General features: G+C 60.1%; 20 protein-coding genes. 7 read left to right on the top strand and 13 right to left on the bottom strand.

Translation table 11 applies throughout. The features are described 5' to 3' along the window. Positions 1-98: 98 nt before the first annotated feature. The 5 genes from Q7W83_RS22685 to Q7W83_RS22665 are packed head-to-tail and all read right to left on the bottom strand — an operon-like array spanning position 99 to position 8,488. Positions 99-1,505 carry an ATP-binding protein gene (locus tag Q7W83_RS22685; RefSeq protein WP_150631223.1) on the bottom strand — a complete coding sequence of 469 codons (1,407 nt, stop codon included), beginning with the start codon at positions 1,503-1,505 and terminating at the stop codon, positions 99-101. After that, positions 1,502-3,313 (bottom strand): DAHL domain-containing protein, encoded by a 1,812-nt coding sequence (locus Q7W83_RS22680; RefSeq protein ID WP_150631222.1) that lies wholly within the window; start codon positions 3,311-3,313, stop codon positions 1,502-1,504. The genes Q7W83_RS22685 and Q7W83_RS22680 overlap by 4 nt, the downstream gene beginning before the upstream one ends. Then, complete coding sequence (locus tag Q7W83_RS22675; protein ID WP_150631221.1) at positions 3,310-4,266, bottom strand: cytochrome-c peroxidase; 957 nt, start codon at positions 4,264-4,266, stop codon at positions 3,310-3,312. Before Q7W83_RS22675 ends, Q7W83_RS22680 begins: the two co-directional genes overlap by 4 nt. A 44-nt stretch (positions 4,267-4,310) precedes the next feature. After that, positions 4,311-6,185, bottom strand: a complete 1,875-nt coding sequence (locus tag Q7W83_RS22670; protein WP_150639682.1) for a putative bifunctional diguanylate cyclase/phosphodiesterase — start codon at positions 6,183-6,185, stop codon at positions 4,311-4,313. Next, positions 6,182-8,488, bottom strand: a complete 2,307-nt coding sequence (locus tag Q7W83_RS22665; RefSeq protein ID WP_473657074.1) for an EAL domain-containing protein — start codon at positions 8,486-8,488, stop codon at positions 6,182-6,184. The genes Q7W83_RS22670 and Q7W83_RS22665 overlap by 4 nt, the downstream gene beginning before the upstream one ends. Positions 8,489-8,746: 258 nt before the next feature. Between Q7W83_RS22665 and nosR the strand changes: the two genes are divergently transcribed. The 4 genes from nosR (at position 8,747) to Q7W83_RS22645 (ending at position 11,905) form a co-directional block, all read left to right on the top strand. Beyond that, entirely contained in the window at positions 8,747-10,126 is a 1,380-nt protein-coding gene (gene nosR / locus Q7W83_RS22660; protein ID WP_150639684.1) for a response regulator c-di-GMP phosphodiesterase, NosR family, read from the top strand. A 183-nt stretch (positions 10,127-10,309) separates the two neighbouring features. Continuing rightward, positions 10,310-10,744 carry an NUDIX hydrolase gene (locus Q7W83_RS22655; protein ID WP_150639689.1) on the top strand — a complete coding sequence of 145 codons (435 nt, stop codon included), beginning with the start codon at positions 10,310-10,312 and terminating at the stop codon, positions 10,742-10,744. Positions 10,745-10,766: 22 nt separating this feature from the next. Continuing rightward, positions 10,767-11,405, top strand: coding sequence for a LysE family translocator (locus tag Q7W83_RS22650; RefSeq protein ID WP_150631217.1), 639 nt, complete (start codon positions 10,767-10,769; stop codon positions 11,403-11,405). A 2-nt stretch (positions 11,406-11,407) separates the two neighbouring features. Continuing rightward, positions 11,408-11,905 carry a GNAT family N-acetyltransferase gene (locus tag Q7W83_RS22645; RefSeq protein WP_150631260.1) on the top strand — a complete coding sequence of 166 codons (498 nt, stop codon included), beginning with the start codon at positions 11,408-11,410 and terminating at the stop codon, positions 11,903-11,905. 121 nt (positions 11,906-12,026) lie between these two features. On the opposite strand, the gene metR is transcribed toward Q7W83_RS22645, so the two are convergent. Continuing rightward, a complete protein-coding gene (gene metR, locus Q7W83_RS22640; RefSeq protein ID WP_010457725.1) occupies positions 12,027-12,944 on the bottom strand; it encodes a transcriptional regulator MetR in 918 nt (305 codons plus the stop codon). A gap of 108 nt (positions 12,945-13,052) precedes the next feature. Between metR and metE the strand changes: the two genes are divergently transcribed. The 3 genes from metE to Q7W83_RS22625 all read left to right on the top strand — a co-directional run bounded on the left by metE (position 13,053) and on the right by Q7W83_RS22625 (position 17,410). Continuing rightward, a complete protein-coding gene (gene metE / locus Q7W83_RS22635; RefSeq protein ID WP_473657069.1) occupies positions 13,053-15,365 on the top strand; it encodes a 5-methyltetrahydropteroyltriglutamate--homocysteine S-methyltransferase in 2,313 nt (770 codons plus the stop codon). A gap of 253 nt (positions 15,366-15,618) precedes the next feature. Next, positions 15,619-16,653, top strand: coding sequence for an alpha/beta fold hydrolase (locus tag Q7W83_RS22630; RefSeq protein ID WP_150631215.1), 1,035 nt, complete (start codon positions 15,619-15,621; stop codon positions 16,651-16,653). Between the two features lie 91 nt (positions 16,654-16,744). Continuing rightward, the gene (locus Q7W83_RS22625) at positions 16,745-17,410 is read left to right on the top strand and encodes a DsbA family oxidoreductase (RefSeq protein ID WP_473657066.1); all 666 of its coding nucleotides are present in this window, start codon (positions 16,745-16,747) and stop codon (positions 17,408-17,410) included. Between the two features lie 43 nt (positions 17,411-17,453). Here Q7W83_RS22625 and Q7W83_RS22620 read toward each other — a convergent pair whose 3' ends face one another. The 7 genes from Q7W83_RS22620 to Q7W83_RS22590 form a co-directional block, all read right to left on the bottom strand. Then, on the bottom strand, positions 17,454-17,783 hold the full coding sequence (locus tag Q7W83_RS22620) for a GlpM family protein (protein ID WP_191623669.1): 330 nt from the start codon (positions 17,781-17,783) through the stop codon (positions 17,454-17,456). An 8-nt stretch (positions 17,784-17,791) separates the two neighbouring features. After that, positions 17,792-19,120 (bottom strand): two-component response regulator AauR, encoded by a 1,329-nt coding sequence (gene aauR, locus Q7W83_RS22615; protein WP_150640072.1) that lies wholly within the window; start codon positions 19,118-19,120, stop codon positions 17,792-17,794. Then, positions 19,117-21,018: a two-component sensor histidine kinase AauS gene (gene aauS / locus Q7W83_RS22610; protein WP_150631211.1), complete on the bottom strand. Its 1,902-nt coding sequence runs from the start codon at positions 21,016-21,018 to the stop codon at positions 19,117-19,119. The genes aauR and aauS overlap by 4 nt, the downstream gene beginning before the upstream one ends. A gap of 178 nt (positions 21,019-21,196) precedes the next feature. Next, entirely contained in the window at positions 21,197-21,931 is a 735-nt protein-coding gene (locus Q7W83_RS22605; protein WP_008032183.1) for an amino acid ABC transporter ATP-binding protein, read from the bottom strand. Continuing rightward, positions 21,928-22,599, bottom strand: coding sequence for an amino acid ABC transporter permease (locus tag Q7W83_RS22600; protein WP_150631210.1), 672 nt, complete (start codon positions 22,597-22,599; stop codon positions 21,928-21,930). The genes Q7W83_RS22605 and Q7W83_RS22600 overlap by 4 nt, the downstream gene beginning before the upstream one ends. Beyond that, a complete protein-coding gene (locus Q7W83_RS22595) occupies positions 22,599-23,345 on the bottom strand; it encodes an amino acid ABC transporter permease (protein ID WP_150640070.1) in 747 nt (248 codons plus the stop codon). Before Q7W83_RS22595 ends, Q7W83_RS22600 begins: the two co-directional genes overlap by 1 nt. A gap of 192 nt (positions 23,346-23,537) precedes the next feature. Then, positions 23,538-24,452 carry a glutamate/aspartate ABC transporter substrate-binding protein gene (locus tag Q7W83_RS22590; protein WP_031319096.1) on the bottom strand — a complete coding sequence of 305 codons (915 nt, stop codon included), beginning with the start codon at positions 24,450-24,452 and terminating at the stop codon, positions 23,538-23,540. Between the last annotated feature and the right edge of the window lie 345 nt (positions 24,453-24,797).

Raw genomic sequence — 24,797 nt, 5'->3', positions numbered from 1 at the left:
GGAGCGGGCTTGCCCGCGATAGCGGTGGATCAGCCAGCATGTCTGTTGGATGTGACTCCGTCATCGCAGGCAAGCCCGCTCCCACAGTTGACAGGTGTTCAGGCCGCTGAGTTTGTTTGGTGGATCGGCAATTCGACGCGGAAAGTGCTGCCAACGCCGACTTCACTGCGCACCAGGATATTCCCCCGGTGTTTTTTCACGATGCCATAGGACAGGGACAATCCCAGCCCCGTCCCCTGGCCCACCGGTTTGGTCGTGAAGAACGGGTCGAAGATTTTTTGCAGGCTGGCCGGCGGGATGCCGGTGCCGGTGTCGGCGACTTCGATCCACACCGTTTCACCGTCAATCCCCGTGCGCAGGGTGAGGGTGCCGCGCTCCGGGCCGATGGCCTGCGAGGCATTGACGATGAGGTTCATGATCACCTGGTTGATCTGCGATGGCAGGCATTCGATGTCGGGCAGCTCTTGATAGTCCTTCACCACATCGGCCTTGTACTTCAGTTCATTGGCCACGATGTTCAGCGTCGATTCGATGCCTTGCTGCAGATTCGCCCGCTGCCACTCCTGGTTGGAGTCCACCCGCGAGAAGTCCTTCAGGTCTTTGACGATCTGCCCGACGCGGCTGATGCCCTCCTTGGATTCCTTGATTAACAACGGTATGTCGTCGCGCAGGAACTCCAGTTCGACCCGGTCACGCAACTGCTGCAAGCGCTCGACCAGCTCGCTGGAACCGATGGCCTCTTCCGCCTCCCGATAAGCGTCGAGCATTTCCTGCAGCTGTTTGAAATAGCCATCGAGGGTGCCAAGGTTGGAAGAAATGAAACCGATGGGGTTGTTGATTTCATGGGCGACGCCGGCCGCCAGTTGTCCCAGTGACGCGAGTTTTTCCGACTGCACCAATTGCGATTCAAGCTGTTTGCGCTCGTCGATTTCCCGTTGCAATGCCTCACTGGCCTGTTTGAACTGCGTGGTTCTCCGGTCCACCAGATGCTCCAGATGGCTCATCTGCACAGAGGCCCGTGCGGTCATGTCCCATTTGGTCAGCAGGGTGTTGGCCATCTGCTGGACTTCAATGTTGTCGAACGGTTTTTTCAGAATCAGCAGGTGGTCATGCGCCTGCAAACGGTCCAGCAGTTCATCCCAGGAATAGTCGGAATAGGCGGTACACACCACCACTTGCAGGCGTGGGTCTTCCTGCCACAGATGCTCGATGGTTTGTGCGCCGTCCCAGCCTTCGGGCATGCGCATGTCGACGAAGGCCAGCGCGTAGGGCTGGTTTTGCTGCAAGGCCTGCTTGAGTTTGCCCAGTCCCTCTTGCCCGCCATACGCCGAATCGAGCTCGAACAGCGCGCGGCTGGATTTCACTTCGCTGCCGAACAACGCAGCCTCCATCTCGTCCAGTTCGAGAGTCTGCACGGGCGTCGGCGTGAGGATCTTGCGGAAATCCACATGGATGGACGGCGTGTCATCGATCAGCAAAATGCGTCGGTTCGGCAGCTCGTTCATGCCTCCTCCGTTACGGTTTTCAGCGGGATCTGCAGGGTGAACTGTGCGCCCTTGCCCGGCCCGTCGCTTTGGGCGGTGAGGTGGCCGTTCATCTCGATAGCCGCCAGTGCGCAACTGTGCAGGCCGAAGCCGTGACCTTCCTTGCGGGTGGTAAAACCGTGGGCAAAGATGCGCGTCATGTTTTCCGGGGCGATGCCTTCGCCGTCATCCTTGACGCTGACTTGCAGCATGGCGTCGTCGACGATTTTTACCCCAAGGGTCATTTGCCGCGGGCGGTTGCTGAGGTCGGACATTGCGTACTTGGCATTGCTGATCAGGTTGATCAGGATCAGCAGCAACCGGTGTTTGTCGCCCATGACCTGCGGCACCTCGCCGTACTCCTTGACCACCGTGACGTGATGCCGGGTCAGCGCACCGGAGTTCATGCGCAAGGCATCTTCCAGCAATTCGCTGATGTGCAGCGGCTCCATCAGGCTGTTGGCGCCCGCGTAGGATTGCTGGGTGGCAACGATGTCCTTGATGTGGTCGACACTTTTGCTCAGCTGGGCAAGTTCATCGGTCATGCCTTGCTGTTCGAGGGCGATGGCCTCGACCAGTTGGTTGAGGTAGCCGGGCAGCAACTTGCCTTTCTCGTCCTGGGTCAGGAAGGCGCCAAGGTCGCCGGGGTGTTCGTTGATCAGTTGCATGGCTTTGCCCAGCCCCTGGGCCTTGCTGGCGCGCAGTTTGCGCGAAACCAGGTCGGCCGAGATATTGACGCTGTTGAGCACGTTGCCTACGTTGTGCAACACGTTGGTGGCGATCTCGGCCATGCCGGCCTGGCGCGCGGTGTCGAGCAGCTCGCTCTGGGTATCCTTGAGTTCACGGGTGCGTTCTTCTACCCGCAGTTCCAGGTCGTCGTTGGCGGTTTTCAACGCTCTGTTGACGCGATTGATGATGGTGAAACTGCGCATCAGGTGAATGGCCAGGTACACCAGCAGCAGGACCAGCAGCACAGAGAACACCAGCATGTAAAAGTGATAGCGCTGCTCGACAGCGTCGGCCTGTTGCTGGTCCTTGTTCAACAGGCTGGTGATGTCGTCCAGACGCTCGGCGACGGGAACTGCTTCGATATTTTCCAGCAAGCGGTTGACCACTGGTTGTTCGCGCAGGATCAGTGAGATGTGGTTGCTCAAAATCTCGATCGGGCTGTGAAACTGCTCGGGCAGTCGCAGTTTGTTCACCCCCAGTTTGTTCAGCCCGACCAGAATGTCAGCAGCCTTGTCGTCGGAAGTGACCTGGGCGTATTCCATGCTGCTGAGCAGCAAATCGTAAGTGTCGGTAGCGATGTTCTGCAGTTGCAGTTTGTCGCCATCGACCAACCGGGCCAGTTGCTCCTGAATGTCGTCCTCGGCGGCGGGCAGGAACGCCAGTGAGTTGCGCAGCACCGCGTTGTGGGACTTGAACTGCTCCACCAGCCGGGTCTTTTCCTGGATGGCGGCCAGGTACGCATCATGGCTGGCGCGCCAGATCGGCGAGTCGTTGCGGCCGTGGTTCGACTCCATGGTGTCGAACCGCTCCCACAGTTGGGCCATCTCGATCAGCGGCGTGACCAGCGGATCGTAGTTGTGGTTGGTGGCGATCCTGGCCTTGAGAATCTCGGTTTCCCATTGCGCATTCAGCTGTTTGATCCGGCCGATCAGGTCCCGGGATTCGGCGTAGGTCGAGGTCTGGTTCGAATTCGATTTGAGGTACAGGAACAACAGCGTCGAGGCCAGCAACAAAGCGACGGCGCCCAGCAATGTGAGGCTGCGGCGGCGGGACATTTTCATAAGGGTTTGCCTCCCCATTCACCGGTCAGGGTCTTGAGGAATTTGATGATCAGGGTTTTGTCTTCGGCGGACGGAATGCGCCCGAGCTGGAACGTGAACATCACGTCCACTGCCTCTTCCAGCGTGTTGGCCGAACCGTCGTGAAAATACGGTGCGGTCACCGCGACATTGCGCAGGCTCGGGACCTTGAACACATTGCGGTCCTCTTCATCCTGGGTGACCAGATAGCGACCCAGGTCGGCGTCGGTCGGGTTGCCGCGAACCTTGAAATAATCGCCCATGACACCGAACTTCTGGTACATGTTGCCGCCGATGTTCACGCCTTGATGGCACGCGATGCAGCCATATTCCTTGAAGCGTTGATAACCGTACTTTTCCTCGGTCGTGAGAATGTCGGTGTCACCCAGCAGGTATTGATCAAACCGCGAGTTGCTGCTGAGCAGCGTACGTTCGTAAGTGGCCAGGGCGTTTTGCACATTGTTCATGGTCACCCCGTCCGGGTAGGCGTTGCCAAATGCGCTGCGGTAGCCCGGGTCGGCGGCCAGCACTTGCACCACGTGCTCCCAGTTGCTGCCCATTTCACTGGGGCTCTTCACCACTTCATGGATCTGGGATTCCAGGGTGTCGGCGCGCCCGTTCCAGAACTGTCGGAAGTTCAGGGTGGCGTTGAACACGCTGGGGGTATTGATCGTCACAGGCTGACCGGCGAAGCCGATGGAAAACGCCCGGGTATCGGCACCACCGCTTTCCAGTCGATGGCAACTGGCGCAGGACAGCGTGTTGTTGACCGACAGGCGCGGTTCATTGAACAACTGTCGACCGAGTTCGACCCGCAGCGGATTTTGCTGTGGCGCCGGGGGCAGCGGTTTTAGCGGTTCGTCCAGCGGCGCGGCGCCCGCGCTCAGGCAGAATCCGAACAGCGACAGCAGCAGGTGGTGAATGGATGGCGACATCTGATAATTCCTCGGCTGATAGCCCATGTGTCGTTGCGCATCGTTCACGTGGCGGTAAATGGAGCAGGCTTCGCGGACCACAGATAACGGACGAAACTGTCCGGCTCCACGGCTTCGCTGAAGTAGTAACCCTGGCCCTCCTCGCATTGATGGGCCCTGAGGAAATTCAGTTGTTCGAGGGTTTCCACGCCTTCGGCGATGATGGTCAGCTTGAGGCTGCGCCCCAGGCTGATGATCGCGCTGACCAGGGCGGCGTCGTTGCTGTCATTGCTCAAACCGCGAATGAACGACTGGTCGATTTTCAGCACATCGATCGGAAAGCGCTGCAAGTAACTCAGGCTGGAGTAGCCGGTGCCGAAGTCATCGATGGCCAGACGCACACCCAGCGCCTTGAGCCGGTTCAGGGAATTGACGGTGGTCTCGATGTTTTGCATCAACACGCCTTCGGTGATCTCCAGCTCCAGCAAGGACGGCTCCAGGCCCGTCTGTTCGAGGATCCGTTTGATACCATCGACAAAGTCGGGCTGACGGAAATCGATGGCTGACATGTTCACCGACATGCAGATTTTTGGCAGCCCAAGGGCCTGCCAGGCACAGGATTGTCGGCAGGCCTCGGCCAGCACCCATCTGCTTAGCGGGACGATCAGACCACTGTCTTCAGCCACCGCGATGAAATCCGACGGATAGACCAGGCCGTGCCCCGGTTTCTGCCAGCGGATCAACGCTTCGGCGCCGACCACCTGGCCGCTGCCCAGATCCAGTTTTGGCTGGTAATGCAGGACAAACTCATTGCGCTCCAGCCCCAGGCGAATGCCGGTCTCGATGCTTTGCTGATCCCGTGCACGCTGGTTCATTTCATCGATGAAAAAGCTGAATTCGTTCGGGCCGCTTTCCTTGATGTTGCGCATCGCGGTTTCGGCTTTCTTGATCAGCTCGATGGCGTCGAAGCCGTCGTCGGGATAAATGCTGATGCCCAGGCTCGCCGTCACGCTCAGGTCGTGACCGGCGATGTGCAGGGGGGTACGGATAGCGTTCAAGAGTTTGTCGGCGATGCCCTTTGTCTGCTGGGGGTGGTGGATATCGGCAAGGATCACCACGAATTCGTCGGAGCCATAGCGAAACACCGAATCTGACTCGCGCACGGTGGCCACCAGATTGCGGCTGACCTGTTTCAACATCTCGTCACCAGCCGGATGGCCGAGGGCATTGTTGATGCGCTTGAAGCGATCAAGCCCCAGAAACATCACTGCCAATTGCTTGTCATGACGGCGGGACAACGCCAGCGACTGATTCAGCCGGTCACCCAGCAACGTACTGTTGGGTAACTCGGTCAACACGTCGTACTGCAGCAGATGCGATACCTTGAGCAACTCGTGAACCCGCGCCTCGATGGTTTGCTCCAGGCTCAGCACTTTCATCGCCGCGTCCTGCGCCATCTGCCATTTCCAGGTCAGGGCACTGGCCATCTGGCGGATTTCCAGGCTGTCGAAGGGTTTTTTCAGCACCAGCATCTGGTCGCCAAACTCCAGCCGTTCGGCCATGGCTTCCCAGGTGTAATCCGAATACGCCGTGCACAACGCGATTTGCAGGTGCGGGTCGGCCTGCCACAGTTGCTCGATGGTTTCCAGACCATCCCAGCCGGGCGGCATGCGCATGTCGGTGAACACCAGGGCATAGGGGCGTCCTTCGGCCAATGCGTGTTTGACCAGTTCGAGGGCTTCCTGCCCCTGATACGCCGAGTCGAGGTGAAACGTCAGGCGATCCGTCTGCGGCGTACCGAACAGTGCCGCTTCCGTACCGGCCAGGGTCTGCTCATCGTCGGTTTCGGGGCCGAGGATCTTGCGGAAATCATCATGAATCGAAGGCGTGTCGTCGACGATCAGGATGCGCCGGTTGGTCCGCACGAAAGGCACTTTCATCCTTTGTCCTCCGTGGACCGTTGCGGATTGTCCCGGATCGGTCCGATGTCGTGCCTTGTCGGCACGATGCTTCCTGCTTTCAGCAACTCGGCGGCTTGCTGGCTGCTGACCGCTTTGCTGAAGAAGTAACCCTGGGCATTCATCGGCGACCCGGTGGCCATCAATGAACTGCGCTGTTCCTGGGTTTCGACACCTTCGGCGATGATGCCGATCCCTACGTCCCGAGCGAAATTGATAATCGCGCGCAGGGTGTTGGCACTGGCCGGGTCGCGGGCGGCGGTATCGATGAAGGCCTGCGCGAGCTTCAGGTGATTGACCTGGTAGGTCTTGAGGTAATCGAACGACGAATACTCGGTGCCGAAGTCGTCGATGGCAATCTTCACCCCCAGCTCACGCAGGCGCGGCAGTACATCGTTGTGGGTCCATTTGGTCTGGGCCAGCGTCGCCTCGGTGACGTCGAAACGCAGGTCCCAGGCGCAGAGCTCCCAGCGCGCGGTGGTGCGCAGCACGTCATAAATCAGCTCCGGGCCACTCTTGAGCTGGGCCAGGGACAGCTTGATCGCGATCACCGGCGGTGCGACGCCTTCATCCCGCCACTGGCGCATTTGCTGGCAGGCACGATCCAGCACCCAGTGACCGAGGGCAATGATGGTGCCGGTTTTTTCCGCGGCCGGCAGGAACGCGGAGCTTTCCAGTAAACCGCGTTCGGGGTGATTCCAGGTGACCACCGCTTCCATGCCGAGGATCTTGCCCGTGCTCAGGTCCACTTCCGGCCAGTAATGCAGCTCCAGTTCTTCATGTTCGATGGCCTCCCTCAATTCGCTGGCGATGGTCATGCGTTCGACCACTTCCTGATTGATCTCCTCGGAATGGAAGTGGTACTGGTTGCGGCCCTTTTCCTTGGAGCGATAGAGCGCCATGTCGGCCTGGGTCAGCAAGCCGTCGGCGTTGGTGCTGGCCGGGCTGTAACTGCTGATGCCAATGCTGACCGACACTCGGACCTCGTTGCCGGCCAGGGAGTAGGGGAGCACCAGCGCGTCGCGGACCTTGGTGGCCAGGGCCGCGGAGTGGGTCGGGTCGCTGACGTCCAGTTGCAGGATCGAGAACTCGTCGCCGCCCAGCCGCGCAACGATATCGTTCTCACGCACGCAAGCCTTGATCCGGCGGGCGACTTCTTGCAGCAACAGATCGCCGACCGGATGCCCGAGGGTATCGTTGATGCGTTTGAAGTGATCCAGGTCCAGATAAAAGATGGCAAACGGGGTCGCGCCCCGACGCGCAGCGGCGAAGGCCTGGTGCAGGCGCTCGATCAGCGTCGCGCGGTTGGCCAGCCCGGTCAGTCCGTCAGTGCGCGCCAGCAGGAAAATTTTCTCCTCGGCCAGTTTGCGCTCGGTGATGTCGATGATGATGCCTTCGACTTCCAGCAGACGGCCCTCACCGTCGCGCACCGGGATGTAACGGTTTTCCACCCAGCGCCAGGCACCTTCGCCAGTGCGCATCCGAAACTCGATGGAAGCCCCGGCGGCATGGCGGTCCAGCACTCGCGCCATCGCCGTGTCGACCTTCGCTTGATCGTCGGGATGAATCAGCTCCTGGGCCCAATTGGCCGAAGCGACCAGTTTCGCCGCGACATGCCCGTACGTGGTGATGTTGTGCGAGATGTACATCAGCGGAAACGACGGCTCGCCCCGCAGCCGATACAGAATGGTCGGGCTGTTCTGCACGATGATGTTGGCATCGGACAGCTCCCTGGTGCGCTCCTCGACCGCTTGTTCGAGCAGCGACATCTTCAGCGCCGCATCTTCGGTCATTTGCCACTTGGCGGTCAGGGCGCTGGCCATTTGACGGATTTCGATGGCGTCGAAGGGCTTCTTCAGAATCAGCAGGCGATCACCCAGTACCAGGCGCTCGTCGATGTCCTCCCAGGAATAATCGGAGTAGGCCGTGCAAAGCGCCACTTGCAGCTTCGGATCGACCTGCCACAGGCGTTCGATGGTTTCCAGGCCGTCCCAGCCCGGTGGCATGCGCATGTCGATGAAGGCCATCGCATAAGGCATGTCGTTGGCCAGGGCCGTCTCGACCTTGTCCAGTGCTTCGAGGCCCTGGAACGCCGAGTCGAGGACGAAACTCTGCAGCGTGACGGCCGCCGTCGTGCCGAACAGGGCGTTTTCAGCGCTGGTCAGGCTGTCGTTGTCAAACGAAGGCGGGCTGAGGATCTTGATGAAGTCCTCGTGGATCGAAGCCGTGTCGTCGACGATAAGAATCCGACGATTGGTCCGCGGCAGAAGCGTATTCATCGCCATTTGCCGGGACAGGCAGTGTTTGGGTTCACAGTGTTCATAAGGGGCATCCTTTCCCTGACCACCTGGCCGAACGTACAGATTATGGATCCGAGTGAAGTGAGCATAGTCGCCGGGATCAGACTTTGCGCAGCTGACTGAAACGAATCATTGCGGTGGCGGGTTGAAAATCATCTAACCTGTAGGTCAGGATCCGGCAATTGGGGATGTTTGCCCGATTGCCGACATATCGCCGTAGCCGTTCTCGCTTGAGGTAATGCCATGGAAGCGCAACTCCCCACGACGTATGCCGATAAACCCAAGGTGCTTCTGGTTGATGATGAGGAGTCCATCCTCAACAGCCTGCGTCGACTGTTGCGCAGCCAGCCTTACGAGGTGCTGCTGGCCACCAGCGGCGCCCAGGCGTTGGAAATCATGGCGCAACAACCCATCCATCTGGTGATGAGTGACGCGCGCATGCCCAACATGGACGGCGCCACGCTGCTGGCCCAGGTCCACCAGCATTACCCCGAAACCGTGCGGATCATGCTGACCGGTTATGCCGATCCGTCAGCCATTATCAAAGCCATCAATGAGGGTCAGATCCACCGTTACATCAGCAAGCCCTGGCACGATGAGGAAATGCTGCTGACATTGCGCCAATCACTCGCCTATCAGCACTCCGAGCGTGAACGGTTGCGTCTGGTCCAGGAAACGCGGGAACAGAACGAGAAATTGAAGCTGCTCAACATCACCCTGGACAAACGCGTCGCCTCCCGCACCGCTGAACTGCAGCAGACCGCCGACATGCTCGACCTGGCCTACGAAGAGCTCAAGCACAGCTACGTCACCGGCACCGAAATGTTCTCGCTGCTGGCCAACCTGCGCATGCCGCCGGCCAAACAGACCAACCGCCAGATCATCGAGCTGGTGCGGGTGTACTGCAAGCTTCATGGCCTGGATGAGGGCACCAGTCGCGACCTGACCATGGCGGCGGCGCTCTACAACATCGGCAAGCTGAGCTGGACCGACAGCATGATGACCGCTCCCGTGGACCTGTTGCACCACAATGATCGCGAGCGTTATCGCAATTACCCGAAGCAGAGCGAATCACTGTTGATGACGCTCGATCCGATGAAGGACGCCGCCCGTCTGATTCTTCACCATCAGGAGCATTGGGACGGCAGTGGCTTTCCTGATCGGCTCAAGGGCGAGGCGATACCGGTCGGTTCCCGGCTGTTGAAACTGGCCGTGGATTTCATCGAGTTGCAGCGCGGGTTGATCCTGGAGCGGCAGATGAACAGTGATGAGGCGCTGGTGTATATCCGCAACTATGCCGGAAAACTCTACGACCCCGAGATGGTGGAGGATTTCATTCAGGTGTGCGCCGCGTACCTGACTGATGTTTCTCTGGCCGATCCGACGGTCAAGGTCATGACCACCCGGGAATTGACCGCGGGGATGATCCTGGCGCGCAACCTCAACGCCGATAACGGCATGTTGCTGCTCAACGCCGGCAAGGTGCTGAACGGGCCGCTGGTAGAAAAGCTGATCGCCTTCGAAGCCATGGAGGGTGCGAAATACAGCATTTTCGTCAGGGTGCCGGAAGAAGTGAATGGCGCGATTCTCGAGGAGGGGGAGACTTCCCAGGCCTTGCACTGATTTCTGTGGGAGCGAGCTTGCTCGCGATGGCGGCGTCTCAGTCAATGTAGATGTTGAATGTTAAACCGCTATCGCGAGCAGGCCCGCTCCCACAGGGGCTGTGTATCGCAGAAATTTTTCGGCGTGACGACTCCCCGCGCTCATGTGATCCTTGCGCCTTTTAGCCAAGGCCAATCCTTGTTCATGACTCCTTCATCCGCCACATCACCGAGCATCATCCGCATTGCCGCCGCCCTGTTGATCGGTCCCGACGGTCGTACCCTCCTGGTTCGCAAGCGCGGCACCGAGGCTTTCATGCAACCGGGCGGCAAGATCGAGGCCCATGAACAACCGGTCCACGCCCTGGCGCGCGAGCTGGAAGAAGAGTTGGGATTGGCCATCAATCCGGCGCACGCCACCTATCTGGGGCAGTTCTCGGCTCCGGCCGCCAACGAGCCGGGATTTGTCGTACAGGCCGAACTCTTTCAGCTGACCATCGATTCAGATGTATCGCCTGCAGCGGAGATCGAAGAGGTGCGCTGGATCGACCCCGGCACCGATGGCGATGTCACGCTGGCGCCATTGACACGCGACCTGATCCTGCCGTTTTATCGAGCCTCGCTCAACGCAATCGCCTGATCATTCACGCCAAGGAACCGCCATGATCCCGCTTCAAGACTTGCTGATCTTCGCTGCTGCCGCGTTGCTGATGGTACTGACGCCGGGGCCGAACATGATCTACCTGATCTCCCGTTCGATCTGCCAGGGGCGCAAGGCCGGGGTCACTTCATTGCTCGGTGTGGTGGCGGGCTTCTTTGTGCACCTGTTCGCCGCAGCGGCGGGATTGACCGCGGTGTTCCTCGCGGTGCCGATGGCCTATGAAGTGTTGAAGTGGGCCGGCGCGCTGTACCTGGTGTGGTTGGCGTGGCAAGCGGTCAGACCGGGCGCGCGTTCACCGTTCGAGGCGCAGCAATTGCCACCGGACTCCTCGCGCAAACTGATCACCATGGGCTTTTTGACCAGCGCCCTGAACCCGAAGATCGCCGTGTTTTACCTGTCGGTGTTTCCGCAGTTCATCACGCCTGAGCACGGCTCGGTGTTCACCCAGAGCATCATCCTCGGCTTGACGCAGATCAGCGTCAGTTTCTGCGTCAACCTGCTGATTGCGCTGTTCGCCGCCGGAATCGCGTCGTGGTTCGTCAACAACCCGACCTGGCTGGCGGTGCAGCGTTACTTCATGGGGTTTGTGTTGGCGGCGCTGGCCGTGCGGCTGATGCTTGAGCAACGACGTACGGCATGAATATGTGGATTGAACGGCTTGATGCCAGCCATGCCCTGGACTATCGGGCGTTGATGCTCGAAGCCTACGACCTGCATCCCCAGGCGTTTACCTCCAGCGTGCGCGAACGTGCCACGATGCCGCTGAGCTGGTGGGAATCGCGCCTGACCGGCAAGCTCGATGTGGTGTTCGGGGCGTTTGAGGAAGGGACGTTGGCGGGCATCGTCGGCCTTGCCTTCGAACCTCGGGAAAAGGCTCGGCACAAGGCGACGTTGTTTGGCATGTACGTGTCCGGCAAGGTCCGTCAGCGCGGGCTCGGTTATCAACTGGTGCAAGCGGCCTTGACCGAAGCGCAAACCCGACCGGGCCTGAGGCTGATCCAGCTGACCGTCACCGCCGGCAATGAGGCCGCGTTCAACCTGTACCGGCGATGCGGCTTCATCCAGTTCGGCCTCGAACCGCTGGCGGTGCGGGTGGGCGAGGACTACTTCGACAAGATCCATATGTGGCGAGAAATCTGAATCCACCACGATTCCCCTGTGGGAGCGAGCCTGCTCGCGATAGCGGCGTGTCAGCCAACATAGATGGCGAATGTTAGTTCGCTATCGCGAGCAGGCTCGCTCCCACAGGAGACAGGTGTTGTTATCGGACAGCGCTGACGCCATCGAGTGTTGAAAACGACGTGTCCTTGGCCGTCAGCAGGAAGTCGCGCATATACGGCGCATCCAGCATGTCTGCACGAATCCCCGCGTACAACGTCGCAAACAATCCCTTCTCGCCCAGCCGCTTGGCTTTCACGTAACCCCGTGAACTGTATTCATGCAGCGCCCAATGCGGCATACCACACACGCCGCGACCGCTGGCCACCAACTGCATCATCATCACCGTCAGTTCCGAGGTGCGGACCTGGGCCGGTTCGATGTCGGCCGGCTCCAGGAAGCGGGTGAAGATGTCCAGCCGATCACGCTCCACCGGATAAGTGATCAGGGTTTCCGTGAGCAAATCCTCCGGAACGATGTAGGCCTTGTTCGCCAGACGGTGCTGGTTGGCGACCGCGAGCATGGCTTCATAGGTGAACAACGGCACATAGGTGATCCCGGCCAGTTCCAGTGGATCGGAGGTCACCACCAGATCCAGATCACCACGGGCCAACGCCGGCAGCGGCGCGAAAGAGAAGCCCGAGGCCAGGTCCAGCTCGACTTCCGGCCAGGCATCGCGGAATTGGTCGATGGTCGGCATCAGCCACTGAAAGCAACTGTGGCACTCGATCGCCATGTGCAAGCGCCCGGCGGTGCCACCGGCCAGCCGCGCGATATCACGCTCGGCGCCGCGCAGCAGCGGCAACGTGGCGTCGGCCAGTTGCAGCAGGCGCAAACCGGCACTGGTGAAACGCACCGGTTTGGTCTTGCGCACGAACAGCGGCATGCCCATACGCTCTTCCAGCTCCTTGAACTGGTGGGACAGCGCCGACTGCGTCAGGTGCAGGCGGTCGGCGGCATCGACCAGGCTATCGGCTTCGCGCAAGGCGTGCAGGGTCTTCAGGTGGCGGATTTCAAGCACCGGGCGGCTCCATGAGTAAAACTTGTGATCAACACGAAAAGGTTGAGTTTGTCTCATGTTGGGTTGGCTGTCGACAATGGCGCCATCTTTTACAGGGAGAAACACACCATGGCTCTGGCCCACACACTTGGTTTTCCGCGCATCGGCGCTGACCGCGAACTGAAAAAAGCCCTCGAATCCTACTGGAAGGGCGATCTCGATCAGGACGCGCTGAAAAGCGTCGGCCGCCAGTTGCGCGCCACCCACTGGCAATTGCAGAAAGACGCCGGGATCGACCTGCTGCCGGTCGGCGACTTCGCCTGGTATGACCAGGTCCTGACGCACTCCCTGACCTTCGGTGTGATCCCGGAGCGTTTCGACAGTGCCAAGGATGCCCGAGGCCTGCCGACCCTCGACACCCTGTTCGCCATGGCTCGCGGCGCTACCGCAGCCTGCTGCGGCGGCGAACATGCCAAGGCGCAATACGCCCAGGAGCTGACCAAGTGGTTCGACACCAACTACCACTACCTGGTCCCGGAATTCAGCGCTGATCAACAATTCAAGCTGAGCTGGGAACAGCTGTTCGACGAAGTCGACGAAGCCAGGGCGCTGGGCCACAACGTCAAACCGGTGATCATCGGCCCGCTGACTTACCTGTGGCTGGGCAAGGCCAAAGGCAACGACTTCGACAAACTCGACCTGCTGGAACGCCTGCTGCCGATCTACGGTGAAATCCTCGGTCGCCTTGCGGCACAAGGCGTGGAGTGGGTGCAGATCGATGAACCGATCCTGACCCTCGACCTGCCGCAAGAATGGAAAAACGCCTTCGAGCGCGCCTACCACATCCTCCAGTATTCGCCGCTGAAAAAACTGTTGGCGACCTACTTCAGCGGCCTGCAGGACAACCTCGGTCTGGCCGTCGGTTTGCCCGTACAAGGCTTGCACATCGATGCGGTGCGCGCGCCCGACCAACTGCTCCACGTGCTCGATCGTCTGCCGACCTACAAGATTCTCTCGGTGGGCCTGGTCAACGGTCGCAACGTCTGGCGTTGCGAGCTGGAACCGGTGCTCGCACAACTGCAATTCGCCCAGGAACGCTTCGGCGACAACCTGTGGGTCAGCAGTTCCTGCTCGCTGCTGCACAGCCCGGTGGACCTGGAGCGCGAAGACAAACTCGACCCTGAATTGAAAAGCTGGCTGGCGTTTGCGGTGCAGAAGTGTGGCGAAATCGCCGTGTTGCGCGATGCCCTCAACGATCCGCAATCGCCCAAGGTGCAAACCGCGCTGGCCGACAGCCGGGCGACTCAGGCCAGCCGTGCCGAATCCCCGCGTATCCACAAAGCTGAAGTGCAAGCCCGCCTCAACGCCATCGGTGCCGCCGACAGCCAACGCCATTCGCCGTTTGCCAAGCGCATCGAGCAACAGCGCGCACGGTTGCAACTGCCTGTGTTCCCGACCACCACCATCGGTTCGTTCCCGCAGACCGGTTCGATCCGCCTGGCGCGTCAGGCGTTCAAGCAAGGCAAACTGTCGGCCAACGACTACACCGACGCCATGCACAGCGAGATCCGCCACGCGGTGGAAGTCCAGGAACGCCTGGGCCTGGACGTGCTGGTGCACGGTGAAGCCGAACGCAACGACATGGTCGAGTACTTCGCCGAGCAACTGGACGGCTACCTGTTCACCCGCTTTGGCTGGGTCCAGAGCTACGGTTCGCGCTGCGTCAAACCGGCGGTCATCTACGGTGACCTGAGCCGTCCGAAGGCCATGACCGTCGACTGGATCACCTATGCACAGAGCCTGACCGACAAGGTCATGAAAGGCATGCTTACCGGACCCGTGACCATGTTGATGTGGTCGTTCCCGCGTGAAGACGTTTCACGCAAAGTCCAGGCGCAGCAGTTGGCATTGGCCCTGCGTGACGAGGTGGTCGACCTGGAAAACGCCGGCATCAAGATCGTGCAGATCGACGAAGCCGCGTTCCGCGAAGGCTTGCCGTTGCGCCGGGCGCAATGGCAGGAATACCTCGATTGGGCGGTGGAAGCGTTCCGCTTGAGCGCCTCCGGCGTGCGCGATGAAACCCAGATCCACACGCACATGTGCTACAGCGAATTCAACGACGTGATCGAATCCATCGCGGCCATGGACGCTGACGTGATCACCATCGAAACCTCGCGTTCGGACATGGAGTTGCTGGAAGCCTTCGAAGCGTTCGATTACCCGAATGACATCGGTCCGGGTGTGTATGACATTCACTCGCCACGGGTGCCGGACACGGCCGAGATGGTCAAGTTGATGAGCAAAGCGGTGAAGCGCATTCCGGCGCAGCGGTTGTGGGTGAATCCGGATTGCGGGTTGAAGACCCGGGCGTGGCCGGAGACTGAAGCGGCGCTGGTGAACATGGTGGCGGCGGCGCGGCAGTTGCGGAGTCAGTTGGCTTAAACTCTGCGGCGTCTGCCCGGACGCCATCGTGGGAACGCCGCCCGGAGCAAGCCCCACAGGTTCGATGTCGATCACAGGTTTTGTGTACGAAATCGAACCTGTGGGAGCGAGCTTGCTCGCGATGAACGATAACGCGGTCTTGAATACGACCGCTCGGCGATCTTCATCAAACTGTCACGCAACTGTGGCAGCGCGCTTGAACAAACTTCATCAGACTCGCGCTCTACTGGGGTTCTGCGTTTCGGTGTTTTTCATGCGTGCACGATTTTTCTCAACGGCGGCCTTCCTGGCCGCGTTGTTGTTTGGCCTGCCGTCCTTTGCGGCGTCTCGATGCGATGTCAATGTTCCGACCGAACGGGTGGATCTGGCACAGGTGAGCCTGGCGTACCAGAGCATCGGCCGTGCCGCCGACCCGGCATTGCTGCTGGTGATGGGCCTGGGCGGGCAGTTGATTCACTGGCCGGACGAGGTGGTGGTCGCGCTGTGCCAGCAGGGCTTTCGGGTGATTCGGTATGACAATCGCGATGTCGGCCTGTCCACCTGGCGGCAATCGCCGGTCGACGCCAACCTGACCTTCGAAGTGCTGCGCTACAAACTCGGCTTGCCGGTATCGGCGCCGTACTCCCTGACGGACATGGCCGACGATGCGCTGGGCTTGATGGATGCCTTGCACGTCGAGCAGTTCCACGTGCTGGGCGCGAGCATGGGCGGGATGATCGCCCAGCACATGGCTGCGATGGCGCCGCAGCGGGTCGAGAGCCTGACGCTGATCATGACCAGTTCCGGCGCCGAAGGCTTGCCGGCGCCAAACGCGGCGCTGGTGCAGCTGCTTTCGCGCCGTGGCGCGCCGAATCGTGAAGTGGCGCTGGAGCAGCAAGCCGACTTGCTGGCGGCGTTGGGCAGTCCGACGGTGAGCGATGACCGGCAGGTGTTGCTGCATCAGGCGGCGCTGTCCTATGACCGGGCGTTCAACCCCGAGGGCGTGAAGCGCCAGATCATGGCGATCCTCGCCGAGCCGAGCCGGGTGGCACTGCTCAATCAACTGCGCGTGCCGACGCTGGTGGTCCACGGCACTGCCGATCCGCTGTTGCCGGTGATGCATGGCGTGCACCTGGCGGCGCATATTCGGGGCAGTCAGTTGAAGCTGATTCCGGGGCTGGCGCATCGTTTTCAGGAGGCCTTCAAAGCGCCATTGCTCGCGGCGGTGTTGCCTTATTTGCAGGCTCACCGGGAAGACACCTCGCACTGGGCGCAGATCGATCCGGTGGTTGAACACAACCTTCTGTAACTGACAGACGCCCGACTTCTTGCAGATGTACCCGGTTCTTCAGGTGTATCGTTCAACCTTTGCGGCCCGTATCCAGCCTTCGAGGTGAGTGATGAGTACCCCCCTGAAAATCGATTTCGTCAGCGACGTGTCCTGCCCCTGGTGCGTCGTCGGTCTGTACGGCCTGACCCGGGCGCTGGATCTTCTGGGCGATGAAGTCCAGGCCGAGATCCGCTTCCAGCCGTTCGAGCTGAACCCGAAGATGGGCCCGGAAGGTCAGAACATCACCGAACACATCACCGAGAAATACGGCTCGACCCCCGAGCAGTCGCAGAAGAACCGCGAAATGATCCGTGCGCGTGGCGCCGAAGTCGGTTTCGCCTTTCGCACCGACGGCAACAGCCGCATCTACAACACCTTCGATGCTCATCGCTTGCTGTACTGGGCGGGGCTGGAGGGGTTGCAGTTCAATCTGAAAGAAGCGTTATTCAAGGCGTATTTCACGGAGGGCGGCAATCCTTCCGATCCCGCTCAGTTGGCGCAGATCGCGCAAAGCGTTGGCCTGGACCGCCAGCGGGCCGAGGCGATCCTGGGGTCGGACGCGTTCGCCAAAGAAGTCCGCGAGGAAGAGCAGTTGTGGCTGTCGCGTGGGGTGAGTTCGGTGCCGACCGTGGTGTTCAATGGGCAATACGCGGTCAGTGGCGGGCAGCCGGTTGAGACCTTTGTCGGAGCGATACGGCAGATCATGAGCGAATCAAAGGGCGGGATCGTTAGCTGATCGTATGGCGAGCGGAATAACTGTGGGAGCAAGGGGAATGTGTTCAGGCCTGGAAGCGGAGCCAAACGCTGACGAGTACGGTCGCTGCCATCAACCACGCCACCGCAGCCACCGCGAGCGAAGCCTCCAGTCGCATCCGGTCCACCATCAGGTACAACGTCGCCAGGTAGATGAAGTACGGAATGATCGACCACATGCCGAACACGATGGTGGTCTTCAAATCGTCCAGCGAGCGCCCTTTGCCGACGATGTAGTGCGCAATCAGCGCGAAGGTCGGAAACAGCGGCACCAGGCCGGCGATGTAATAGTTTTTGGTCTTGGCCAGCGCAGCGAGGATCAGCACCACCGCCGCGCCCAGGGTTGCCTTGAGCATCAGGTCCATCAGTGGCTCAGCCCGTACTTTTTCACTTTGTCGAACAGCGTGGTTTTTGCCATGCCCAGTTCCAGGCTGGCCTGGGTCAGGTTGCCGCCGCTGCGTTGCAAGGCGTCGCTGAGCAGGTTGCGTTCGAAGGCTTCCACCGCTTCGGCGAAGGCCAAGCCCTGGTTGCTGCCGATGGCGCCGGACTTCTTGAAGGCCGGCAGGCCGAGGGCAAAGCGTTCGGCGACGTTGCGCAGTTCGCGCACGTTACCCGGCCAGTCGTGACTCATCAGGTTCGACAGGGTCTGGTTGTCCAGCTCCGGCACGGCGCGGTCGAAGCGCAAGGACGATTGCTGCAGGAAGTGTTCGAACAGTTGCAGGATGTCTTCGCGGCGTTCGCGCAGCGGCGGCAGTTCCAGGGTCACCACGTTCAGCCGGTAATACAAGTCGCTACGGAATTCGCCGGCCTTGCTCGACTCGTCGAGATCGGACTTGGTCGCCGCGATCACCCGGCAATCCACCGCCACACTCTGGTTCGAGCCGAGGCGTTCCAAGGTGCGTTCCTGCAACACCCGCAGCAGTTTGATCTGCAACGGCAACGGCATGCTTTCCACTTCGTCGAGGAACAGCGTGCCGCCGTCGGCGTGTTCGATCTTGCCGATCCGCCGCTTGCCGGCGCCGGTGAAGGCGTTGGCTTCGTGGCCGAAGATTTCACTTTCGAACAGGTTCTCCGGCAGGCCGCCGCAGTTCAGCGCGACGAACTGCTTGGTGTGCCGACGGCTGAAGTCGTGCAGGCAGCGCGCAACCAATTCTTTACCGGTACCGGTCTCGCCTTCGATCAGCACGTTGGCCGAGGTATCGGCGACGTTGGCGATCAGTTCTCGCAGGTTCTGCATGGCCGGCGAGCGCCCGATGATCCGGCCTTCGAGGGAGTCGCGCTCGAACAGCTGTCGACGTAACGACGACACTTCTCGCGCCAGGCTGCGTTGCTCCAGCGCACGGCGGGCGACGTCCACCAGACGTTCCGGGGAGAAGGGTTTCTCCATGAAGTCGTAGGCGCCTTTCTGCATCGCGCCGACGGCCATCGAGATGTCGCCATGGCCGGTAATCAGCACCACAGGCAGGCTGCGATCGCGGGCCTTGAGGCGGGTCAGCAATTCCAGGCCATCGATGCCCGGCAGGCGGATGTCGCTGATGACGATCCCGGCAAAGTTGTCACCGACCCGCTCCAGCGCTTCTTCGGCACTGCCCACGCCGACGCAGGGAATGTCTTCCAGGGTCAGCGCCTGTTGGCAGCCGAGCAGCACATGGGGGTCGTCTTCGACGATCAGCACACTAAGGTCGTTGTTCATATTGGCTCGGCAGGAGTAGGGCTTACCAACGGTAAACTGAGGACGAAGGTGGTACCACCGCTGGCCGGGTGCTCGACACCCAGATGTCCGCCCGTCGCGGCGGCCAGGCTGGCGGAAAGGGTCAGGCCGAGGCCCAGGCCTTGCTCACCGGGTTTGGTGGTGAAGAATGGTTCGAACAGATGCTTGCGCGCTTCGGCATCGATGCCATGACCGTTGTCGCGTACCCGCAGGCGATACTTGCCGTCGAACGCTTCGCCTTCGAGCCACAACTCCGGTTGGGGCTGCAACTGCATGGCGTCGAGGGCGTTGCCGATCAGGTTGACCAGAATCTGCTCCAGGCGGGTCTGGTCAATCTGCACCTGTACGTCGGCGAATTCGCGATGCAATTGCAGCGGGACACTTTCCACGCGTCCGCCGAGCAGTTGCAGCGCGGCGTCCACCGCTTTGCCGAGGCAGGCCTGGCCTTTGTCGTCGCCGCGCCGGGCAAAGGAGCGCAGGCTCGCGGTGATCCGGCCCATGCGATCGATCAGTTCGTTGATGGTCTTGAGGTTGGTGCTGGCCACATCCAGTTGCCCGCGCTCGAGAAAGCGTACGGTGTTGCCGGACAAGGTGCGCAGCGCCGCCAGCGGTTGATTCAATTCGTGGGCGATGCTGGTGGACATCTGGCCTATGGCTGCGAGTTTTCCGGCCTGCACCAGTTCATCCTGGGCGCGGCGCAAGGTCTCTTCGGCCTGACGGCGTTCGCGGATCTGACCCTTGAGTCGCTCGTTGCTGGCGCGCAGGTCGGTGGTGCGTTCGGTAATCCGACGCTCCAGTTGATTGTTGGCTTCCTGCAAGGCTTCCCGGGCGGCGAGGCGGGTGGCGATCACCTTGCGGCGCTCGTTCCAGGCAATCAGCAGGAACGCCACCAGGGCAAACGCCACGGCCACCAGAATCCCCTGATTGATCGCTTCGCGACGCAAATCCTGCAGCGGCGTGAGCAGGGTGAAATTCCACGGGGTGTCGCTCAAGGGGCGGGTTTGCGAGAGGTAACTGATGTCCTCTTCGTCGGACTCCACTTCGCTGTTGGCCGGGAAGGTCAGTTTTTCCTCGCCTTCGGCCAGTTTTTCCCGGGCCAGCGGTTGCAGTTCGTTCAGTGGGAACCAGTAGTACTGAAGGCTGCGGGCGAGTTTTTCCTTGGTCTCGTCGCTCAGTGGCACAACTGATTTCAGCCGGCGCGCCGGATCGCTGGAGAGAATGATGATGCCGTTTTCGTCGCTGACAAAGGCTTCGAGGCGCGCGCGCTGCCAGCGTTCTTCCATGGCTTCGAGGCGGACTTTGACCACCGCGACACCGATGATCTTGCCGTGTTCTTCCAGGCCATGGGCCAGGTAATAACCGGGTTCGCCATTGGTGCTGCCGATGCCATAGAAGCGGCCCGGCTGACCGCGCACGGCGTTCTGGAAGTAGGCGCGAAAGGACAGGTCTTCACCCAGGTAACTGTCGACGTCGCGCCAGTTGCTGGTGGCCATGACGCGACCGGTGGTGTCCATCACGTAGATGGCCCGACTGCGGCTGCGCCGGTTCAGGCCTTCGAGGTATTCATTGACCGTTTGCCGGTGTTCCGGCGATGGGTCGGCCAGTAGCTTCGAAACGCTGGTTTCGAGTTCCAGCAGGCTGGGCAGGTAGGTGTACTTGCTGATCTCGCTCTCGACGGCGCGGGCGTGCAGTTCGAGCTGACGCTGGCCGTTCTCGCTGAGGCTGCGGATCCCGTAATGCTCGCTGACCCAGAAGCCGAGGAAACCCAATCCGATCATCAGGGCGATGACCAGCGGCGGCAGGAACAAATGGCGGATCAGACGGGGTTTCACGACGAGTGATGGCGGCGCTGCGCGATAAAGAGTGGTGTCGCATTTCATCACAGATGCCTTGGGTCAACCACAACACTTGATCGTGAGCCGATGCCGTCCCCTGTGGGAGCGAGCTTGCTCGCGATGAGGCCATACCAGTCAACATGGATGTTGAATGTCAGTCCGCTATCGCGAGCAAGCTCGCCCCCACAAGGGATTGGTGTGGCTTCGAGCAAGCGCCCGGTGCTTAGTGCTGCAGAATCTTGTTGAGGAAGTGCTGCGTACGCTCGGCGCGGTGGCTGATGTCGCCGAAGAACTCTTCTTTCTTGCAGTCTTCGATGATTTTGCCGGCGTCCATGAAGATCACCCGGTCCGCCACTTTACGGGCGAAGCCCATTTCGTGGGTCACGCACATCATGGTCATGCCTTCGTGGGCCAGTTGCACCATCACGTCGAGCACTTCGTTGACCATTTCAGGGTCGAGTGCCGAGGTCGGTTCGTCGAACAGCATGACGATCGGGTCCATCGCCAGCGCACGGGCAATCGCCACACGCTGTTGCTGACCACCGGAGAGCTGACCCGGATGCTTGTGAGCGTGCGCCGAGAGACCGACGCGCTCCAGCAATTGCAGGCCTTTCTTGGTGGCCTCTTCCTTGCTGCGACCCAACACCTTGATCTGCGCGATGGTCAGGTTTTCGGTGATGGTCAGGTGCGGGAACAGCTCGAAATGCTGGAACACCATGCCCACGCGAGAGCGCAGTTTCGGCAGGTTGGTCTTCGGGTCGGCGATGGACGTGCCGTCGACCACGATGTCGCCTTTCTGGAACGGTTCCAGCGCGTTGACGCATTTGATCAAGGTGGATTTGCCGGAGCCGGACGGGCCGCAAACCACGATCACTTCGCCTTTTTTGACCTCGGTGCTGCAGTCAGTCAGTACCTGGAAGTCGCCATACCACTTGTTGACATTCTTGATAGAGATCATACGGCAAACCTTTTTTGCAGACGCTTGACCAGCAGCGAGGCGGCAAAGCTGATTGTGAAGTACACGAGACCTGCGAAGATCAGGAACTCATTCGAGCGGCCGATGATGTCGCCACTGGCACGCGAGGCATTGAGGAAGTCCACCAGACCGACCGCATACACCAGAGAGGTGTCCTGAAACAGGATGATGCTCTGTTGCAGCAGCAGCGGGGTCATCTTGCGGAACGCTTGCGGCAGGATGATCAGACGCATCATCTGGCCGTACGTCATGCCCAGGGCTTGGGCAGCGCCCATCTGGCCTTTGGGAATCGACTGCACACCGGCGCGGACGATTTCGCAGAAGTACGCCGCTTCGAACATCATGAAGGCCACGATGCACGAGGCGAATGCGCCGATCGGTGTGTCTTCGCCGGTGATCCAGCGCAGCACGAACGGCACCGCCAGGTAGAACCAGGTGATGACCAGCAGCAGTGGAATCGAACGGAAGTAGTTAACGTAGGCGCCGGCGATGTTCGACAGCAGTTTGCTGTGAGACAGGCGCATCAGCGCGAGGATTGTGCCGAGGATGATCCCGCCGACGACGCCCAGCGCCATCAGTTGCAGGGTCATGACCATGCCGTTCCACAGACCCGGCAGGGACGGGATGATGCCCGAGAAGTCGAATTCCATCATTTACCCCCTACGGAGATCAGGCCCGGTACGGCGACTTTCTTCTCGACCAGGCGCATGAGCAGCATCAGGCTCATGTTCAGGGTGAAGTAGATCAGCGTTGCCAGGGTGAAAGCTTCGAACAGGTTCGCGGAAAACTCGGCAGTCTGTTTGGTCTGCGCGAGCAACTCCATCAGGCCGATCAGCGAGGCGACGGAGGTGTTCTTGAACACGTTCAAGAATTCCGAGGTGAGCGGCGGAATGATGATCCGGTAAGCCTGGGGCAGCAGCACGTTCCAGTAGATCTGTGGCAGCTTGAAGCCCATGGCGCGAGCAGCGGCTTCCTGGCCTTTCGGCAACGCCTGAATGCCGGTGCGTACTTGTTCGCAAACGCGAGCGGTGGTGAACAGGCCCAGGCAGACAACAACGCTGAGGAACGCCGAGGTGGTCGGGTTCAGGTCCTGTTTGTACCAGTCCTGCAGGTTTTGCGGCAGCAGATCGGGCACCAGGAAGTACCAGATGAACAGCTGCACCAGCAATGGCACGTTACGAAACAGTTCGACGTAGCAGGTCGCGATGCCCGACACGATGCGATTCGGTACGGTGCGCATGACGCCCAGGATCGAGCCCAGCGTCAGGGCAATGATCCAGGCCACGATGGCGATGGCGATGGTCCAGCCCAAACCGGTGAGGTACCAGTCGAGATAGATCTCACTGCCCACGCCGGTGGACTTGAAGAACACGCCCCAGTCCCAGTTGTAATTCATTAGGGTCTCCCCTCGGATTCGATCGATGTACTAGTGCCCGCCTGGGGAAGCTCCGTTCCCGCCCGACTTGAGAGTCAGGCACACGCGATCGGCTCGACAGCCACCGGTTCGAGTGTTTCCAGAAATGCCAGCAGGGAGTGACAACCTCCTGAGAGAGTAGTAGCCCTCTCAGGAGGTAAGGTTAGTCAGAAATCAGGATTTCTTGTCGTCAGCCGCTTTATCAGTCGGATTGGCGATCAGCGCCTTGAGCTCGTCGCTCATCGGGAACATCAGGTTCAGGCCTTTAGGCGGGATAGGTTGCATGAACCATTTTTCGTAGATCTTGTTGATCTCGCCGGATTTGTAGGTCGCCACAATGGCGTCGTCTACAGCCTTCTTGAACGGCTCGTCGCCCTTGCGGACCATGCAGCCGTAAATTTCGTAGGATTGTGCAGTGCCCGTCACAGCCCAGTCAGTCGGCTTCTTGGCCTTGGCCATTTCACCGGCCAGCAGTGCGTCGTCCATCATGAACGCAACGGCACGACCCGATTCCAGCATCTGGAAGGATTCGCCGTGGTCCTTGGCGGAGATGACGTTCATGCCCATCTGCTTGTCGGCGTTCATCGACTTGAGAATACGCTCGGACGTGGTGCCCGCTGTGGTCACTACGTTCTTGCCTTTCAGGTCGGCGAAATCTTTGTACGGTGAATCCTTCTTGGCCAGCAGCTTGGTGCCGATTTCGAAGATGCCGACGGAGAAGTCAACTTGCTGCTGACGCTCGACGTTGTTGGTGGTGGAACCGCATTCCAGATCCACGGTGCCGTTCTGCACCAGAGGGATACGGGTTTGCGAGGTCACCAGGTTGTATTTGACCTGAAGGTTAGGCAGGTCCAGGTCTTTCTTGATCGCTTCAACAATTTTCAGCTGGATATCGTGGGAGTAGCCAACCGGTTTGCCGGAAGCGTCCGCGATATAGGAAAACGGAATGGAAGCGTCACGATGCCCGAGGGTGATGGTGCCGGACTCTTTGATCTTCTTCAGTGTGCCGGTGAGTTCGGCAGCGAAAACTGGAGTGGTAATCAGAGCGGCAGCAATGGCTGCGCCCAGGATATGGGGAACGATGCGCATCAAATTTTCCTCGACATTGTTTTTTTTATGGAGCCAGTTCATCGGCCCTTTTGTGCTTCGAATGTCCGTCGGCTACTTAAGGTCCGCGCAACAAGCATTCGTCCAAGAGTGTAGAGCATGACTCGTGCCAGACCAGGCGAATTAGATCAAATCATTGATTTATAAGGATATTAAATATTTATGGCGTGTTTTTTGGTGTTAGAGAATCCGGTTAACCGAATAGACCGACAGGTCATGTTCGGAAAACCGAATGCAAGGATCGCCGCTACAGCGGATTGATGTTTCCCGAATACAAAAAAGCCCCTGAGTCGTGAGATTCAGGGGCTTTCGTTTGAGCGGAGGTGA

The organism is Pseudomonas sp. 300, from assembly GCF_055803035.1.
This window is presented reverse-complemented; position numbering and strand designations above follow the sequence as displayed.